The sequence below is a fragment of the Kitasatospora azatica KCTC 9699 genome, assembly GCF_000744785.1.
Classification (GTDB): domain Bacteria; phylum Actinomycetota; class Actinomycetes; order Streptomycetales; family Streptomycetaceae; genus Kitasatospora; species Kitasatospora azatica.
The window spans coordinates 4,341,994-4,358,517 of record NZ_JQMO01000003.1 but is presented as its reverse complement, the minus strand read 5'-3'; the positions used below and the strand labels follow the sequence as shown (position 1 = coordinate 4,358,517).

At 71.6% G+C, this 16,524-nt stretch carries 16 protein-coding genes; 7 read left to right on the top strand and 9 right to left on the bottom strand.

Annotation, left to right across the window (positions count from 1 at the left end):
* Nucleotides 1–11: 11 nt before the first annotated feature.
* The 4 genes from BR98_RS30035 to BR98_RS30020 form a co-directional block, all read right to left on the bottom strand.
* Nucleotides 12–593 carry a TMEM165/GDT1 family protein gene (locus tag BR98_RS30035; protein ID WP_035849638.1) on the bottom strand — a complete coding sequence of 194 codons (582 nt, stop codon included), beginning with the start codon at nt 591–593 and terminating at the stop codon, nt 12–14.
* A 195-nt stretch (nt 594–788) separates the two neighbouring features.
* Complete coding sequence (locus BR98_RS30030) at nt 789–1,508, bottom strand: ABC transporter permease (protein WP_051971220.1); 720 nt, start codon at nt 1,506–1,508, stop codon at nt 789–791.
* 50 nt (nt 1,509–1,558) lie between these two features.
* Nucleotides 1,559–3,130, bottom strand: coding sequence for a dolichyl-phosphate-mannose--protein mannosyltransferase (locus BR98_RS30025; protein ID WP_083977146.1), 1,572 nt, complete (start codon nt 3,128–3,130; stop codon nt 1,559–1,561).
* A gap of 68 nt (nt 3,131–3,198) precedes the next feature.
* Nucleotides 3,199–4,482 carry an MFS transporter gene (locus BR98_RS30020; protein WP_035849635.1) on the bottom strand — a complete coding sequence of 428 codons (1,284 nt, stop codon included), beginning with the start codon at nt 4,480–4,482 and terminating at the stop codon, nt 3,199–3,201.
* Between the two features lie 138 nt (nt 4,483–4,620).
* On the opposite strand from BR98_RS30020, the gene BR98_RS30015 reads away from it, so the two are divergent.
* Both BR98_RS30015 and BR98_RS30010 read left to right on the top strand, forming a co-directional pair.
* Nucleotides 4,621–5,163 (top strand): MarR family winged helix-turn-helix transcriptional regulator, encoded by a 543-nt coding sequence (locus BR98_RS30015; RefSeq protein WP_035849632.1) that lies wholly within the window; start codon nt 4,621–4,623, stop codon nt 5,161–5,163.
* 134 nt (nt 5,164–5,297) lie between these two features.
* Nucleotides 5,298–6,086, top strand: coding sequence for a VOC family protein (locus BR98_RS30010; protein WP_035849629.1), 789 nt, complete (start codon nt 5,298–5,300; stop codon nt 6,084–6,086).
* Between the two features lie 96 nt (nt 6,087–6,182).
* Here BR98_RS30010 and BR98_RS30005 read toward each other — a convergent pair whose 3' ends face one another.
* On the bottom strand, nt 6,183–8,009 hold the full coding sequence (locus BR98_RS30005) for a glycosyl hydrolase family 18 protein (RefSeq protein WP_035849626.1): 1,827 nt from the start codon (nt 8,007–8,009) through the stop codon (nt 6,183–6,185).
* A 453-nt stretch (nt 8,010–8,462) separates the two neighbouring features.
* Here BR98_RS30005 and BR98_RS30000 point away from each other — a divergent pair, with 453 nt between their 5' ends.
* Genes BR98_RS30000 through BR98_RS29980 form a run of 5 tightly spaced genes read left to right on the top strand, consistent with a single transcriptional unit; the run spans nt 8,463 to nt 13,369 of the window.
* A complete protein-coding gene (locus tag BR98_RS30000) occupies nt 8,463–9,407 on the top strand; it encodes an ATP-binding cassette domain-containing protein (protein WP_035849623.1) in 945 nt (314 codons plus the stop codon).
* Complete coding sequence (locus BR98_RS29995) at nt 9,404–10,228, top strand: ABC transporter permease subunit (RefSeq protein WP_035849619.1); 825 nt, start codon at nt 9,404–9,406, stop codon at nt 10,226–10,228. Before BR98_RS30000 ends, BR98_RS29995 begins: the two co-directional genes overlap by 4 nt.
* Before the next feature lie 37 nt (nt 10,229–10,265).
* Nucleotides 10,266–11,552, top strand: coding sequence for a sensor histidine kinase (locus tag BR98_RS29990; protein WP_035849616.1), 1,287 nt, complete (start codon nt 10,266–10,268; stop codon nt 11,550–11,552).
* Nucleotides 11,549–12,217, top strand: coding sequence for a response regulator (locus BR98_RS29985; protein WP_035849614.1), 669 nt, complete (start codon nt 11,549–11,551; stop codon nt 12,215–12,217). The genes BR98_RS29990 and BR98_RS29985 overlap by 4 nt, the downstream gene beginning before the upstream one ends.
* An 18-nt stretch (nt 12,218–12,235) precedes the next feature.
* On the top strand, nt 12,236–13,369 hold the full coding sequence (locus BR98_RS29980) for a threonine aldolase family protein (protein WP_035849612.1): 1,134 nt from the start codon (nt 12,236–12,238) through the stop codon (nt 13,367–13,369).
* Here BR98_RS29980 and BR98_RS29975 read toward each other — a convergent pair.
* From BR98_RS29975 to BR98_RS29960, 4 genes are all read right to left on the bottom strand, one after another.
* Nucleotides 13,363–13,941: a Uma2 family endonuclease gene (locus BR98_RS29975; RefSeq protein ID WP_035854358.1), complete on the bottom strand. Its 579-nt coding sequence runs from the start codon at nt 13,939–13,941 to the stop codon at nt 13,363–13,365. The two genes, BR98_RS29980 and BR98_RS29975, sit on opposite strands and share 7 nt — an antisense overlap.
* Before the next feature lie 91 nt (nt 13,942–14,032).
* A complete protein-coding gene (locus BR98_RS42150; RefSeq protein WP_051970415.1) occupies nt 14,033–14,617 on the bottom strand; it encodes a hypothetical protein in 585 nt (194 codons plus the stop codon).
* Nucleotides 14,618–14,706: 89 nt separating this feature from the next.
* A complete protein-coding gene (locus BR98_RS29965) occupies nt 14,707–15,618 on the bottom strand; it encodes an undecaprenyl-diphosphate phosphatase (RefSeq protein ID WP_035849610.1) in 912 nt (303 codons plus the stop codon).
* A gap of 225 nt (nt 15,619–15,843) precedes the next feature.
* On the bottom strand, nt 15,844–16,476 hold the full coding sequence (locus BR98_RS29960; protein WP_083977144.1) for a DoxX family protein: 633 nt from the start codon (nt 16,474–16,476) through the stop codon (nt 15,844–15,846).
* Between the last annotated feature and the right edge of the window lie 48 nt (nt 16,477–16,524).

The following is a 16,524-nucleotide window of genomic DNA, read 5'->3' as shown; positions in this document are numbered from 1 at the left end:
CCTGTCCGGCCCTAGCCCGTCACCGCCCCGACCAGGCTCACCGCCGACAGCACCAGCATCGCTGCCGCCGCCACCCGGATGATCACCTTCATCGGCACGTGCTTCAGCAGCTTCTGTCCGCCGACGATCGCCAGTCCGCCCACCGCGCACAGGGCGAGCCAGGCACCCAGGCCCACGGCCAGCGGGTCGGTGTACTTCGCGGCCAGGTTGGCGGTCATGATCTGGGTCAGGTCGCCGAACTCCGCGACGGCGACCACCAGGAAGCTGGCCCCGGCCACCTTCCAGAAGCCGTTGGAGGACGGCGGCTTGGCCGCGTGCGCCTCCTCGTCGTGCTTGTGCAGCAGCAGCATCAGGGCGCCGGCCAGGAAGAGCAGGCCGGTGACGCCCTCCACCCAGCGGTGCGGCAGCAGGGCGAGCAGGCTGCCGGCGACCAGCGCCAGGCCGACCTGGACGGCCATCGCGGCGGCCACGCCGGCGAACACGTAGGCGGCGCGGTAGCGGGTGCCGAGCATCAGCGCGGCCAGCGCGGTCTTGTCCGGCAGCTCGGCCAGGAAGATGATGCCGAAGCTGACGGCGAACACGGTCAGGCTCATCGTGGTCAAGGGTCCCTCGGGTCGGGCTGCCGGGCGGCCCGGCTCCGATAAAAAAAGAGACCCCGGCCCGACAGCGCTGGTCTCAGTTCACAGCACTGCGGCCGAAGGTCTCGCCAACACACAAGGTGTCCCGGGCGCCGGGCTCCTGCACGAGCGAGCCAGTATGTCGACGGTCCGGTGGAGGGCTACTCCCCTTCAACTCCTCCACTGTACCGGACGACGTACCAACCCCCGCCCGACCAGTTCCAGCACCACCACGATCGCCACCGCCTCCACCGCGAGCAGCGCGACCAGGACGAAGAGCTGCACGGCGCCCGCCGCCACCGGTGAGGCCCCGCCGAGCAGCATCCCGACGAAGGCGCCGGGCAGCGTCACCAGCCCCACCGTGCGGGTCTGGTCCAGGGCCGGCACCAGCGAGGTGGCGGCCGCCGGGCGGCAGATCTCCAACCGGGCGTCCCGGTCCTCGAAGCCCAGCGCCAGGGCCGCCTCCACCTCGCCGTGCCGCTGGGTCAGCTCGTCCAGCGCGCGCCGACCGGCGAGCGAGGTGGCGGTCAGTGCGCCGCCGATCAGGATGCCCGCCACCGGCACGATCGACAGGCCCTGCCAGGGCAGCAGTCGGGCGCCGAGCAGCAGGACGAGCACGGGAAGCACGCCGGCTCCGATCGGCGCGGCCGCCCAGGCCCACGACCAGCCGGGCTCCTCGGTCATCCGCCGCCCGGCCGTGCGCACCGCGACCGAGAACATCAGCAGCACGAACAGCGCGGTGAGCCAGAGCGAGTGCACCACCCAGGTGATCACGAAGGAGACGGCCGCCAGCTGCGCCACCGCCCGCACCCCGGCCCGCAGCACGTCCCGTCCGTGCCCGAGTCTGCCCCAGCCGGCCACCGCGACGGCAGCGGCCAGCAGCACCGCCATCGCCACCCCGAGCAGCGGGGTGACCGGCAGCAGTTGGGTGGAGCTCGCGCTCAGATCCAACTGGTGAACCACATGCGGTCCTGCCAGTCGGTCATCGGGATCACCTGGGCGGTGTAGAGCGGCAGGAAGTAGAGGAAGCAGCCCATGATCGCCAGCACGATCCCGCCGGCCGCCAGCCCGCCGTACAGCCGTCGCCGGGGCGGGCAGCCGGGCGGGCCGAGCAGTGCGCCCAGCAGCTGCGCCACCGCCAGGCAGAGGAACGGCACCAGCACCACCATGTAGAAGGAGAAGATGGTGCGGTGCTGGTAGGCGAACCAGGGCAGGTAGATCGCGGCCACCGCGCAGAGCACCGCGCCGGAGCGCCAGTCGCGGCGGAAGAACCAGGCCCAGAGCACGTAGAGCAGCGCGAAGCAGGCCGTCCACCAGAGCAGCGGGGTGCCGAGCGCCAGGATCTGGGTGGTGCAGCCGCCGGGGGCGGTGCAGCCCTGCTGGCCGGTGCCGACGGGCTGCCAGTACATGCTGACCGGGCGGCCCTGGACCAGCCAGCTCCACGGGTTGGACTGGTAGGTGTGCGGGGTGGTGAGCGTGGTGTTGAAGTGCCACATCTCGGACTGGTAGTGCCACCAGCTGCGGAAGGCGGCCGGGCCAAAGCCGGAGCGGTGGTCGGCCCACTGCCGGTCGTAGCCGCCGGAGGTGGCGAACCAGCCGGTCCAGGAGGCGAGGTAGGTGAGCGCCGCGACGCCGACCATCGAGCCGAAGGCGGGCAGCGCGTCCCGCCGCAGCATGCTGCGCAGCGGGTGGCGGGCGCCGGCGGCGCGCCGCCCGGCCTGGTCCCAGAGCACGGTGAGCAGGCCGAAGGCGACCAGGATCGGCGCGCCGGTCCACTTCACCGAGCAGGCCGCGCCGAGCAGCAGTCCGGCGGCCAGCCGCCAGGGGCGCAGGCCGAGCCGGACGGTGTCCCCGTCCACGCCGTCCGGTGCGAGCCGGGCCCGGGTGTGGTCGCGGTCGATCAGCAGGCAGCCGAAGGCACCGAGGACGAAGAACATCAGCACACCGTCGAGCAGCCCGGTGCGGCTCATCACGAACTGCAGGCCGTCCACCGACATCAGCAGCGCGGCGGTGCAGCCGACCAAGGCCGAGCCGAACAGCCGGGTCCCGATCCGGGCCAGCATCAGCACCGAGAGGGTGCCGAGCAGCGCGAGCATCACCCGCCAGCCGAAGGGGTGCAGGCCGAAGACGAACTCGCCGAAAGCGATCACCCACTTGCCGAGCGGCGGATGGGCGATGAAGGCCGGCGAGTCGCCGAGCGGGATGACCTGCGGGACGGCCAGGATCTGCTCGTTGGCGTTGGTCGGCCAGGTGCCCTCGTAGCCCTGGTGGAGCAGCGACCAGGCGTCCTTGGGGTAGTACGTCTCGTCGAAGACGAAGGCATTCGGGTAGCCGAGGTTCCAGAACCGCAGCACGCCGGCGAAGAGCGCCACCGCGATCGGCCCCAGCCACCCGCCGTTGCGCAACAGCCAGGGCACCCGGCGGTCCAGTTCCAGCAGTACGGACGACCGAACGGCCGCCGACTGGGCATGCGCCCCACCCGCCGGCCGTTCGATCACTGCCGTCTCTGCCATGACCCCACCGTTGTCGACTCGTCGATCACCGCCGACGCTGGGTACGGGCGGTCTGCCCTGTCACCCTCTCATGCCGCCGTCTGGAGCTCGCGGACCGGCACGGGGACCGGGGTCGGACGCTCGGCGACGTTGTCCTGAGCCGGGGTCAGGTACCGGCGCAGGCGCAACGCCAGGGTGATGATCAGCAGCGTGCAGCCGGTCATCGCGGCCAGGTAGAGCGGCCAGGTGCCGGAGCCGACCAGCAGCACGCCGACGGCCGGGCCGACCGCGATGGCGGTCTGCTTGACCAGTGCGAAGGCGGAGTTGTAGGTGCCGAGCAGCCGGGTCGGGGCGAGGTCGGCGACGATCGGGCCCAGGGTCGGGGCGAGCATCGACTCGCCGACGCCGAAGAGCACGTAGATCGAGACGATCGCGACGGTGGCGGCCGCCGCCTCGCCGCGGATCAGCCCGGCCAGCAGGGCCATGCCCCAGGCGCCGAGCCAGACCACGCCGGTGGCGGCCATCGCGGTGGTGCGGCGGCGCTTGGCGGTGATCCTGACCATGAACATCTGCAGCAGCACGATGGTCACCGCGTTGGCACCGATCGCCAGGCCCAGGGTGGCCGGCGCGGTCTTCACCGTGTCGGTGGCGAAGGCCGCGACGCCGGACTCGAACTGGCCGTAGCAGGTGAAGAAGATCAGGCCGGCCAGCAGGCACAGGCGCAGCATCGCCTTGTCGGCGAGCAGTGCGCGCGGCCCGGTGGGCGCGTTGCCGTCGATCACCAGGACCGGCGCCGGACGCGGGATCCGCGCAGTGCCGGTGACCAGCGCCAGGCCCAGGAAGGTCGCCGCCTCGATGGTGAACAGCCGGGTCAGGCTGGCCGGGTCGGCCACGTCCACGATCTGGCCGCCGACCAGCGCGCCGATCCCCATGCCCAGGTTGACCAGGGTGAACTGCAGCGCGAAGGCGTGCGAGCGGGTCTTGGCGGTGGAGCAGCGGACGATCATGGTGGCCAGCGCCGGCTGGCAGGTGGTGACCCCGCCGCCGAACAGGAAGGACGCGACCAGCAGCCCGGCCGTCCCGCTCGCCTGCCCGAAGGAGAAGGCGCCGACGGCGGCCAGCGCGCAGCCGGCCAGCAGCACCGGGCGCGGCCCGTACCGGTCGATGCCGCGACCGGCGAACGGCAGCACCACCAGTGCGGCCAGCGCGAACACGGTGAAGACCAGCCCGGCGGCGAGCGAGCCGAGCCCGCGCACCTGGTCCACGTAGATGAACATGTACGGCATCGTGAACCCGCTGCCGAAGGCGCTGAGCGCGTTGCCGAGCTGGACCCGGCGCAGGGTGCCGCCCGCGCCGTACTTCTGCTGCTTCATGGAGACACCCCTTCGTCGTGCTCGGCCTGCCGTACGTCAGTACTTCAGAGCGCAAGATTTCAGAGCTAAACTCTACTGAGCGAAACAGTATTCCGTCAAAGGCTTAAGCAGGGCAGCCGAGCGTGGGAGACTGGCCCCATGAGCGCACGCAAGCCCGCTGGCCAGCCCGCTTCAGGGGCCGCCACCGAGCTGGACATCACCGAGCAGGTGGCCGTCTACCAGCGGGAATTCCCCACCGTGGACCCCCAGGTGGAGACCATCGTGTCCTCCCTCTCCCGGGTCGCCCGGCGGATGTCGGTGGCCTACGGCCGGCAGCTGACTGTGCTGGGGATCACCAGCGCCGAGTGGGAGGTGCTCAAGGCGCTGGTCGTCTCCGGCAGCCCGTACCGGCTCGGCCCCGGCGAACTGGCCAAGCGGCTCGGCCTCACCCCCGCCGCGATGACCCACCGGATCGACCGAATGGTGGCCGAGGACCTGGTCACCCGGGAGCGCGACGAGGCCAACCGGGTCCGGGTGATCATCGAGCTCACCGGGAACGGCCGGGACAAGTGGCTGGAGTCGATGCGGATGGCGGCGGTCTTCGAGGAGGAACTGCTGCAGGACGTGGCACCCGAGGAGCGCGCGGTGCTCTCCGAGCTGCTGGTGCGGATGCTGCGCCGGATCGAGGACGGGACGCCCTGACTTCCCGATCGTGAGTGGCGAGTCTTGGGCGGCCCCGAGTGTTGAGTGGCGCAGGGGGCCGGACGGCGGCAGGGTGGCTCCTTGGGGGGCGACAGAAGTCAGTCCGGACCACTTCCGCCCTGGAGGCGACACCCATGCCCGTGGTCAGCAACCCGTACACGCCCGGCACGCCGTGCTGGGTCGACCTGATGGCCCCTGACCTGCAGGCGGCCATCGACTTCTACCGCGACCTGTTCGGCTGGCAGGGCGAGAAGGGCCCCGAGGAGTTCGGCGGCTACGCGGTGCTCATGCTGAACGACAAGCCGGTGGCCGGCATCGGCCCGGCGATGGCGATGGGCGACAACCCGCCGCCGCCCACCGTCTGGACCACCTACCTGGCCAGCAACGACGCGGACGCCACCGCCGCCAAGATCACCGCCAACGGCGGTGATCTGCTCTTCCCGGTGATGGACGTCGGTACGGTCGGCAGGATGCTGGTGGCCAAGGACCCGACCGGCGCGGTCTTCGGCGTCTGGCAGCCGGTGGACTTCTTCGGCGCGCAGATCGTCAACGAGCCCGGTGCGGTGATCTGGAACGAGCTCAACACCAGTGACACCAAGGCCGCCACCGCCTTCTACGGCCCGGCGCTGGGCATCGACCTGGTGCCGATGGAGGGCATGGAGGGCTACCTCGGCCTGAACGTCGAGGGCAAGGTGGTCGGCGGCGCGCAGAGCCTGGAGAACCACCCGGCCGGCACCCCGCCGCACTGGGCCACCTACTTCGCGGTGGACGACGTGGACAGCACGGTGGACGCGGCCGTGCGGGCCGGCGGCTCGCTGATCGTCCCGGCGATGGACACCCCGGTCGGGCGGATGGGCGCACTCAGCGACCCGCAGGGCGGGGTCTTCTGGGTGATCAAGCCGGAGATGCCCGAGGGTTCCTGACGGCAGGTCGGTCGGGATGGGCCGTGGCCCCGGAGCGCGATCGCTCCGGGGCCACGGTGTTCTTCGAGGGCGGGGTGCTGCTCGGGGGGGGGTGGGTCAGCAGGGGCCGTTGTCAGCCCAGACGCCCCACTGGCCGCTCAGGCTCGGGTCCTCGTTCGTGGTCCACCACTTGTTGGTGTAGTAGTGGCCCTTCCAGGAGACCTTGGTGCCGGCGGTGGCGTACACCGCACTGGCGGACCAGCTCGGCGCGGTGCAGCTGCCGGGGGCCGGGGTGGTCGGGACCGGGGTGGTCGGGACCGGCGTGGTCGGCACGGGGGTGGTCGGCGCCGGAGTCGTCGGCACGGGGGTGGTCGGGACCGGGGTGGTGGGCGAGGAGGAGGTCGGCGGGGCCGGGCAGTTGGCGGCCGAGCCGTTGGTCGCGGTCACCATGGTGTCGAACAGGCCGGTCTGGGTGCCCAGGTCGTAGAGCGAGAAGGCGAACGAGCCGCCGAGGCCGTTGCAGTGCAGGTAGTCGGCCTTGGCCTGGATCGACTTGGCGTTCTCACCGCTCCAGAAGGTGGTGCCGTCGTAGAAGTAGGCGGCCTTCGCGGTGTCGTCCCAGTAGGTCTGCGCCGGGTTGTCCACGAAGCCGTTGAGCTCCTTGTACATCCGGATGCCGTTCACGTTGCCCGACATGGCCGCACCGGTGGCGGGGCCGGTCGCGCTCTGGAACAGGCCGTGGTCGGCGCCGGCCGGCACACCGGTCCAGCCGCGGTAGTAGAACGGCACACCCATGTTGATCTTCTTGGCCGGGAAGCCACCCGGGATCCCGTACTCCTTGTCACCGACCGTCCAGGCCTTGACGGCCTCGTCGATCGAGTACTTGGAGCTGCCCGGCTTGACCGGGGTCATCGGGTCGTTCGGGTCCGAGTAGAGCGCGGCCTGGTGGTTGGTCGGGCCGGTCGCGTCCCAGGCGCCGTGCATGTCGTAGGTCATGACGTCCAGGAACGTCAGGTACTGGCCGATCTTGTCGGTCTCGTAGTTCTGGATCTTGTCCTGGCCGGCTCCGACCGCCGCGCTCAGCGCGTAGGTCTTGTTGTCGGCCTTGCCCTGGGCGTCCAGCTCGGAGCGGAACTCCGCGAGCAGCGCGGTGAAGTTCTGCTTGTCGGCCGCGGATGAGTGGTTGCCGGTGTGGCCGCCGCCGCCCGGGTACTCCCAGTCCAGGTCGAAGCCGTCGAAGATGCCGGCCGCCGAGCCGGGACCGCCGAAGCCGGCGTCCACCGGGAGGTTGCCCTTGATGAACATGTCGATGCAGGAGGAGACCAGGTTCTTGCGCGAGCTGTCGGTCGCGGCCGCGTCGGAGAAGAACTTGGAGTAGGTCCAACCACCGATCGACATCAGGATCTTGAGGTTGGGGTTCTTCGCCTTCAGCTTCTTCAGCTGGTTGAAGTTGCCGGTGATCGGCTGGTTCCAGGTGTCGGCCACGCCGTCCACGCTGGTGTCCGCGCCGTAGGACTTCTGGTAGTCGGCGAACGCGTCGGCGGCGCCGTCACCGGCGTTGGGGTTGTTGTCGTCCTGGGACGCCGCCTTGGTCGCCTCGAAACACTTGAAGGTGGTCGGGTCGATATTGGCGAAGTCGTAGATCATGTAGTCCAACTTCCCGGCGATGCCGGTGTCCTGGACCGTCTTGGGGTAGTAGGCGTTGCCGTAGACCGACCACTGGTCGAAGTAGGCCACCTTGATGCCGCCGCTGGTGGCGGCAGCGCCGGTGGTGTTGGTGGCGGCCGCGCTGGCGGTGCCGCCGGAGGTCAGGGCGAGCGAGGCGCCGAGCAGCAGTGCGGCGCTGGTGCCGACGGCCAGGGCCGCGACGCTCTTGGGGCGGCGGCGCTTGCCGGCCGGCCCCGCGGTGTTCGCGGTCTCCCGCGCGACAGTACGAGAAAGCATGGTTGCGTGACTCCTGGTTGTGGGGGCCGGCATGCCCGGTTGGGATGCGACCGGCGAGGTGGGACTCGCGCGGCCATGGGCATGACAGTGGGGAATCGTGCAGCGTGCGATCGGCGCCGAGCGCCCCAGGACCGGCGTCAGTGGTCGAGACCTCTGACGCCGGCTCAGGGGCTCCCTGCACCTGCGGATTAAAATGGACTAGACCAGGTGGGCCGTCAAGGGCCGCCCGGCAGCCTTGAGCCGGCGTTAAGGTTCGGGTCGTCGCCACTCGGCTGCTGGCCTGCGGCTAAACCTCCGCACTCGAATCAAGGTCCGTCTTAAGACGTACCCCGGCTGCATCTCGCGGTGCACAGTCGCCCCTTCCGGCTCCTCCTCACGCCGCTCGAACCCGGCTGACCTGCTGACTAGCGTGGACCTGTCCCGCCCGTCCACCCCCTCGCCCGAGGACCACAGATGATCGAAGCCGTCGGCCTCACCAAGCGCTACGGCCCCAAGACCGCCGTCCAGGAGCTGAGTTTCAGCGTCCGCCCCGGCATCGTGACCGGATTCCTCGGCCCCAACGGCGCCGGCAAGTCCACCACCATGCGGATGCTGCTGGGCCTGGACGCGCCCAGCGCCGGCCACGCCACCGTGAACGGCCGTCGGTACGCCGACCACGCCGCGCCGCTGCGCGAGGTGGGCGCGATGCTGGAGGCGCGCGCCATCCACACCGGCCGCTCCGCCTTCAACCACCTGCTGGCGCTGGCCGCCACCCACGGCATCCCGCGGGCCCGGGTCGACGAGGTGATCGACCTGGTCGGCCTGCGCGAGGTGGCCCGCAAGCGGGCCGGCGGCTTCTCACTCGGCATGGGCCAGCGCCTGGGCATCGCCTCGGCGCTGCTCGGCGACCCGGCCACGCTGATCCTGGACGAGCCGGTCAACGGGCTCGACCCCGAGGGCATCCTGTGGATCCGCAACCTGCTCAAGTCGCTGGCCGCCGAAGGCCGTACGGTGCTGGTCTCCTCACACCTGATGAGCGAGATGGCGCTGACCGCCGAGCACCTGATCGTGATCGGTCGCGGCCGGCTGATCGCGGACACCTCGGTGGCCGAGTTCACCGCCAGTGCCTCGCAGGGCGGGGTGCTGGTCCGCACCCCCGACGCCGCGCAGCTGACCGAACTGCTCACCGCGCTGCCGCAGGTGACCGTCGACGCGGACGAGGACCCGCAGCGGCTCGTCGTGGCGGGCGCCGACAGCGAGCAGGTCGGCCGACTGGCCGCCGCGCACGGGGTGGTGCTCTTCGAGCTGACGCCCCGTCAGGCATCGCTGGAGGAGGCGTTCATGGAGCTGACCCGGGACGCCGTCGAGTACGAGGCGGCCATCGCGCCGGCCGAGCTGGTCAAGGAGCCCGTCGCATGACCACCGTCACCGCCATCCCCGCCCCGTCCAAGTCCGGCGGCGGCGTCACGCTGCCCCGGGTCGTCCACTCCGAGTGGATCAAGTTCCGGACGCTGCGGTCGAGTTACTTCACCCTGCTGGCCGCCGTGGTGTTCATGGTCGGCTTCGGTCTGCTCGCCTGCTACGGCGCGATCGACCACCTGAACCACCCGGAGGCACACGACCGGGCCTTCACCATCGACGCGGCGGACCGCAGCCTGCGCGGCTACCTGGCGGCGCAGCTGGCCGTCGGCGTACTCGGGGTCCTGGTGGTCAGCGGCGAGTACAGCACGGGCATGATCCGCGCCTCGCTCTCCGCCGTCCCGCGCCGCCTCCCGGTCCTGTGGGCCAAGGCGGCGGTGTTCGGCGCGGTGACCCTGGTGGTGACCACCGTGACGGCCTTCGTCGCCTTCTTCGGCGGCCAGGCGGTGCTGTCCAGCAACAACGTGCAGACCACGCTGTCCGCCGCCGGCGTCACCCGCACCGTGATCGGGGTCGGGCTCTACCTGACCGCGGTCGGCCTGCTCGCGATCGGCATCGGCGCGATGATCCGCAACACCGCCGGCGGCATCGCCGCCGTCTTCGGCACCCTGCTGGTGCTGCCCGCCCTGATGGAGGCCCTGCCGGCCAACTGGAACAGCCACATCAGCCCGTACCTGCCCGGCGCCGCCGGCCAGGCGGTGGCCACCCTGCACGCCGACCCGGGCACCCTCGCGCCCTGGACCGGCTTCGCCGTGATCTGCGGCTACGTCGCGGCCGCGCTGATCGGCGCCGCCGTGGTGCTCAAGCGGCGAGACGCGTGATGACCGCGGCCGGCCGGCTTCGTTGCACAATGGCGCGATGACTTCGGCCGAGCTGCTCCCGGCAGCCCTCGGGCGGCGCTTCCCCGGCGCCGCCCGAGGGCTGGCCGCGCTGCGCGCCTGGCGGCCGAGCGAGCGCCACCCCACCGCCGTGGACTTCGGCGGGGTGCTGGTGCTGCTCACCCTGACCACCGCGGTGCACGGTCTCGGGGCGCACCCGCTGACCATCGCGCTGGAGGTCGCGCTGATCCTGCCGCTCACCTTCCGGCGGCGGTACCCACTCGGCGTCTTCTCGGTGATAGCGAGCGTCGCCTTCGCGCAGTGGCTGGTCAGCCTGTGGATGCACGACCCGGGGATGCCCGCCGACATCGCCGTTCTGATCGCGCTCTACACGGTCGCCGTGAAGTGCCCGATGCGCTGGACCCTGCCCGCCTACGCGGTCTGCGAGCTGGGTGTGCTGCTGGCCGCCGAAGGCTGGCGGCCCGAGTTCCCGGTGCCCAACCCGTTCGAGGCCTTCCTTCGGGTGGTGTTCTTCCTCTCCGGCGGCACCACCGCCGCCCTCGTGCTCGGCCTGAACGTGCGGGCCCGGCGGGCCAAGCTGCTGGCCCTGCACGAGCGGGCCCGCGAGCTGGAGCGCCAGCGCGACCAGCAGTCCGCGCTGGCGGTCGCCGAGGAGCGCAGCCGGATCGCCCGCGAGATGCACGACATCGTCACCCACAACCTCTCGGTGATGGTGGCGCTCGCCGACGGCGCGGTCTACGCCAACGAGCACGCCCCCGCGAAGGCCACCGCCGCGATGCGCCAGTCCGCCGAGACCGGCCGGCAGGCGCTCACCGACATGCGGCGCTTCCTGGGCGTGCTGCGCGCCGACGAGCCGGACGCGCTGCGCCACCCGCAGCCGGGCCTCGGGCAGCTCGCCGCCCTGGCCGCCCAGGTCCGGGCCGCCGGGCTGCCCACCGAGCTGCGGCTGAGCGGCGACTTCGCCGGCATCTCGCCCGGCGCGCAGCTGACCGTCTACCGGCTGGTGCAGGAGTCGCTGACCAACACCCTCAAGCACACCGCGCCGGGTGCCCGGGCCGAGGTCACCGTCGAGTGCACGCCCGGGACGGTCCGCGTCGAGGTCCGCGACGACGGCCGCGCGCTGCGCCCGCCCGCCGAGCCGGTGAACGGCGCCGGCCACGGGCTGGCCGGAATGCGCGAGCGGGCCGCCGCCTACGGTGGCAGCCTGACCGCCGGACCGCTGACCGGCGGCGGCTGGCGGGTGTCGGCCACCCTGGACGTCGGCATCGACAGCCTCCCCCACCCCGAGCAGGAGCCCGCACCATGACCATCCGCGTCCTGCTGGTGGACGACCAGCCGCTGCTCCGGGTCGCCTTCACCCTGGTGCTCGACTCGCAGCCCGACCTGACGGTCACCGGTGAGGCCGAGGACGGCGCCGAGGCGGTCCGGCTGGCCGCCGAACAACAGCCCGACGTGGTGCTGATGGACGTCCGGATGCCCGGCATGGACGGCATCGAGGCCACCCGGCGGATCGTCGAGGAGTCCCCCGACACCAAGGTGCTCATCATGACCACATTCGACCTCGACGAGTACGCCTTCGCCGGGCTGCGGGCCGGCGCCTCCGGCTTCCTGCTGAAGAACGCCCAGCCCGCCGAACTGCTCAGCGCGATCCGCAGCGTGGCCGCCGGGGACGCCGTGGTGGCGCCCCGGATCACCCGCCGCCTGCTGGACCAGTTCGCCTCCCAGCTGCCCGCCGACGGCGGCTCGCCGGACCGCGCGGAAGCCGCGATCGAGGCGCTGACCGCGCGTGAGCGCAGCGTGCTGGTCCAGGTCGCCCGCGGGCTGTCCAACGCCGAGGTGGCAGCCGAGCTCTACCTCGCCGAGGCCACCGTGAAGACCCATGTCAGTCGGATCCTGCTCAAACTGGGGCTGCGCGACCGGGTCCAGGCGGTGGTCTTCGCCTACGAAAACCGTTTGGTCCGGCCCACCTGACCACCGCAGAATCGCGGGATGACCGACTCCCCAGCCGTCGACCCCACCGCCGGCCCCACCCTCGACCCGGCCGTCCGCCGCCGCCTCGCGCTGCGCAACAGCCGCCGCATCCTCAGCGGCGAGCGCCCGCTCACCATCCGTGAGCGCCTGACCGCCCTGGCCGAGCTGGACGCCGCGGACGAGCTGCCCGACTTCTACGCCGAGGGCGGCGCGGTGGCCCGGTTGGAGGAACGCGTCGCCGCCCTGCTCGGCAAGGAGGACGCGGTCTACGTCCCGAGCGGCACCATGGCCCAGCAGATCGCGCTGCGCCACGGCGCCGAGCTGACCGGCCACGACGCCGTCGCGCTGCACCCGATGAGCCACCTCGAACGCTGGGAGCGACACGCCTACAGCCAACTCAGCGGCCTGCGCGGACTCTGGCCGACCGACCAGCCGGGCCACTTCACCGCCACCGAACTCGCCGACCTGGGACAGCCGTTCGGCACCATGACGATCGAACTGCCGCTGCGTGACCCGGGCTTCCTACTGCCCAGCTGGGACGAGCTGGTCGAGCTCACCGCCGCAGCCCGCGCCGCCGGCGCCCGGGTGCACTTCGACGGAGCCCGGCTGTGGGACACGACCCCGCACTTCGGCAAGCCGCTTGACGAGATCGCGGCCCTCGCCGACAGCGTCTACCTGTCGCTCTACAAGACCCTCGGCAGCAGCCACGGCGCCGTCCTCGCCGGCGATGCCAAGCTCACCGCCTACGCCCGCACCTGGCGCCACCGGCACGGCGGCACCCTCTGGCAGAACTGGCCCGCCGCCCTGGGCGCCCTGGCCGGCCTGGACCAGTTGCTCCCCCGGATCCCCGACTACGTCACCCACGCCAAGCTGGTCGCCGAGGCCCTCAGCACCCTCCCCGGCGCCCGGATCAACCCCGACCCCCCGCACACCCACGAGTTCCAGCTCTACCTCCCCCACCCCGCCGAAGCCCTCACCGCCGCCAACCTCGAACTCGCGCAGACCGAGCACACCTGGTTCGCCTCCGGCTGGACGGATGTCGCTCCGGGCCTGGCGATGACCGAGATCTCGGTCCGGGCGAGCGGACTTGAGTGGACGGCGAGCGATGTGGCGGAGGCGGGACGGCGGGTGCTGGGGCTGGCCGCTCAGTAGGTGTCGATGGCGGTGAGGTCGATGTCGATGGAGTAGGGCTCGGTGACCTTGAGTCGGTTGTGGCAGACGTCAACCCCGATGTAGGTCTGGCTAGCCGGCTCCAGCTCGAAGACGTAGACGACAGGTCGGCCTCGCTGGTCTTCCTCAACCCGCCAGAAGTGCGGGATGCCCGCTCGGGCGTACTTCTCGGGCTTGATGTCGCGGTCTCGCCGGACGGACTCCGGTGAGACCACCTCAATGGCGAGAAGCACGTCTTCGGGCAGGAAGGTCGAGTTCTGCCCTCGTGCAGCCACCGCTGACGCCCGGACCACCATGATGTCCGGCTCCGGGCGGTCGAACTTGCCCAGTGTCACTGTCATCTCGCGTGCCACACGGAAGTCCGGCGGCGCCGCAGCCCGCAGGCCATCCTTCAGCAGATCAATAGCGATCATGTGGTAGTACTTCTGCGGGCTCACCAGCACCAAGCTCCCGTCGAGCAACTCCGTGTGCGGCGGGAGGTCGGGCAGGCGATCGAGATCCTCGGCGGTGAAGCCTTCTACCGGCGGGATCATCCAGTCGGGTACGGCAGTCATGGTTCCTCCCATGGGGCGATCCTGGCCGACACAGCCAGCGTATCGGGCGGACTTTCCCCACGGACCACCCTTCCGAGTGAGCCCCGCCCTCTCAGTAGCGCAGGGCCCGAGCCACCGAGGCCGCCACCGTCCCCGAGAGCGTTCGGTGGCTCACGGCGGTGGTCGAGCCGGTCTGGCCCGCCGGCACGCTGTCGACGTTGAGCACCACGGTGTCCAGCAGGTTGCCGCTCCCGTCCTTGAAGTCGACCTGGACGGTGTAGCGCTCGGCCTGGGACTGGTGGTTGGTGATGGTGACCGGGACCTGGGCCTTGCCGTCGGAGGTGGTGCTGACCTTGCCGAGGGTGATGTCGGCGGTGGCGTCCAGGCCGCCGGTGGCGCTGGCCAGGGCGGAGGAGGCGGCGGACCGGGCGGAGGCGACGGCCGAGGAGGCGTCGGAGCCCAGCGCGCCCGTCGCCGACTGCAGGGCGGAGGCCGCGCCGGAGGCGGCTCCGGAGGCGGCCGACTGGAGCACCGACTGGGCGGCGCTCGCGACCGAGGAGGCCTTGCTGCTGGTGGTCGAGGAGCAGCCGGCCAGCGTGGCGCCTGCGGCCAGCGCCACCCCGATCGCGAGGGCGAGCGGGGCTCGGCGGCGGTCGCGGGGGGTGCTGGTGGCGCGGGGCTGGAGCTGGCGGTCCATGGGGGCCTCTTCCGTCGGGGCTACCCCGCCCACCCTCGACGCGGTCGGGGCGGCCCGCCAGCCGGGGGAGGCAACCGGGTGACCCGGCGTCAGATGCTCAGGTAGACCGCGCTGCCGATGCCGGCGAGCATGCAGTAGATCGCGAACGGCGTCAGGCTGCGGCTCTCGAAGTACTTGGTCAGGAACTTCACCGACACGTAGCCCGCGACGAAGGCCGCGATCGAGCCGGCCACCAGCGGGCCGCGGACGCCGGCGTTCTCCGGCTTGAGCAGCTCCGGGAGCTTGAGCACCGAGGCGGCCAGGATGACCGGGGTGGCAAGGAGGAAGGAGAACCGGGCCGCGTCCTCGTGGTTGAGGCCGCGCAGGATGCCGGTGCTCATGGTGACGCCGGAGCGGCTGATGCCGGGCAGCAGCGCGAGGATCTGGGCGGCACCGATCCAGGTGCCCTGACGGTAGCTCAGCTTGGCGATCCGCCGGTCCGACTCGATGTCGGCGTCGACGCCCGGGGTGTGCTCGACCTGGGCCCCGGCCCGGCGGCGGCCGCCGCCACCGCGCTTGAGCCGCTCGGCGCCGAGCAGGACGAAGCCGTTGAGCGCCAGGAAGACCGCTGCGGGGACCGGCTTGCCGAGGGCGGCGCGCAGCGCGTGTTCGGCGACCAGGCCCGCGACGCCGACCGGGATGGTGCCGACGATCAGCAGCCAGGCCAGCTTCTGCTCGCTGGTCTCTATTCGGCGCTGGCGTATCGAGCTGACCAGTCCGCCGACCACCCGGACCCAGTCCTTGCGGAAGAAGACCACCAGGGCGAGCGCGGTGGCCAGGTGCAGGCCGACCAGCACGGCGAGGTAGGGCGACTTGTCGGCGGTCATGTCCAGGTCCTTCTGGATGTTGCCGCCGATCAGCGCCGGGATCAGGATGCTGTGCCCCAGGCTGGAGACCGGGAAGAGCTCGGTGACTCCTTGCAGCAGGCCCACGCCGATGGACTCCGGGTAGGTCAGGGACATCGCACACCCTCAAGCGTCGCGGTACGGGTCGTCGGAGGGCGACAGCGTACCGAGGTGTGCCGACACAGCCTCGGGCCCCTCCCCGCGAGAACGTACTACAGATCTGTAGACGCCCAGCGGGCAGGGGCTCGAGTTCACCTGCTCGTCATCCAATGATCATTTCGGACTGGTCGCTCAGGACCGTCGACTCAGCAGCCCGCACTCAGGAGCCCGCACCAGGACCGCTCACTCCGGTTCGCTCTCCATCGCCGCGTCCGCCGCCTCGCGGACCCCGCGCTCGCGCTTGCCGACCACCGCGTAGGCCCCCGCCGCCGCGGCCGCGAAGGCGAGCGCGCCGAGCCAGGGGCGGTTGAAGGTGTGACCGCTCAGGTGGTCCAGCGAGTAGCGGCCGGGGCCCGCGATGCCCAGGGCCAGCCCGCAGACGCCGAGCAGTGCCGGGTACTCGAAGCCGCCCTTGGTGGCGAAGAAGCCGTGCGGGAAGTGCACCGAGATCGCCCCGGCCATGGTGCCCGCCACGATCGGCCCGGCCACCGGGGTGGCCAGCCCGGCCGCCAGCAGCGCGCCGCCGCCCGCCTCGCCGAGTCCGGCCGCCAGCGCGCTCTGCCCGCCCGGCTTGAAGCCCATCGACTCCATCGCCTCCGCCGTGCCCTCCAGTCCACCGCCGCCGAACCAGCCGAAGAGCTTCTGCGTACCGTGCGAGAAGAGCACGCCGCCGACGGCGAGGCGCAGCGCGAGCAGGCCCAGGTCCTTCCGGCCGCCCTGATCCGCGCGGCAGGCATGTGCGCGGGCGTGTGTGCGGCTGCCATGTGCACGGCTGGCATGTGCGCGGCTGGCATGTGTGCGGGTGACGCAGCCCATCGTGTCCTCATCTCTCCAGTCCCCGTCCCAATCCCAGCCGACCGCCGG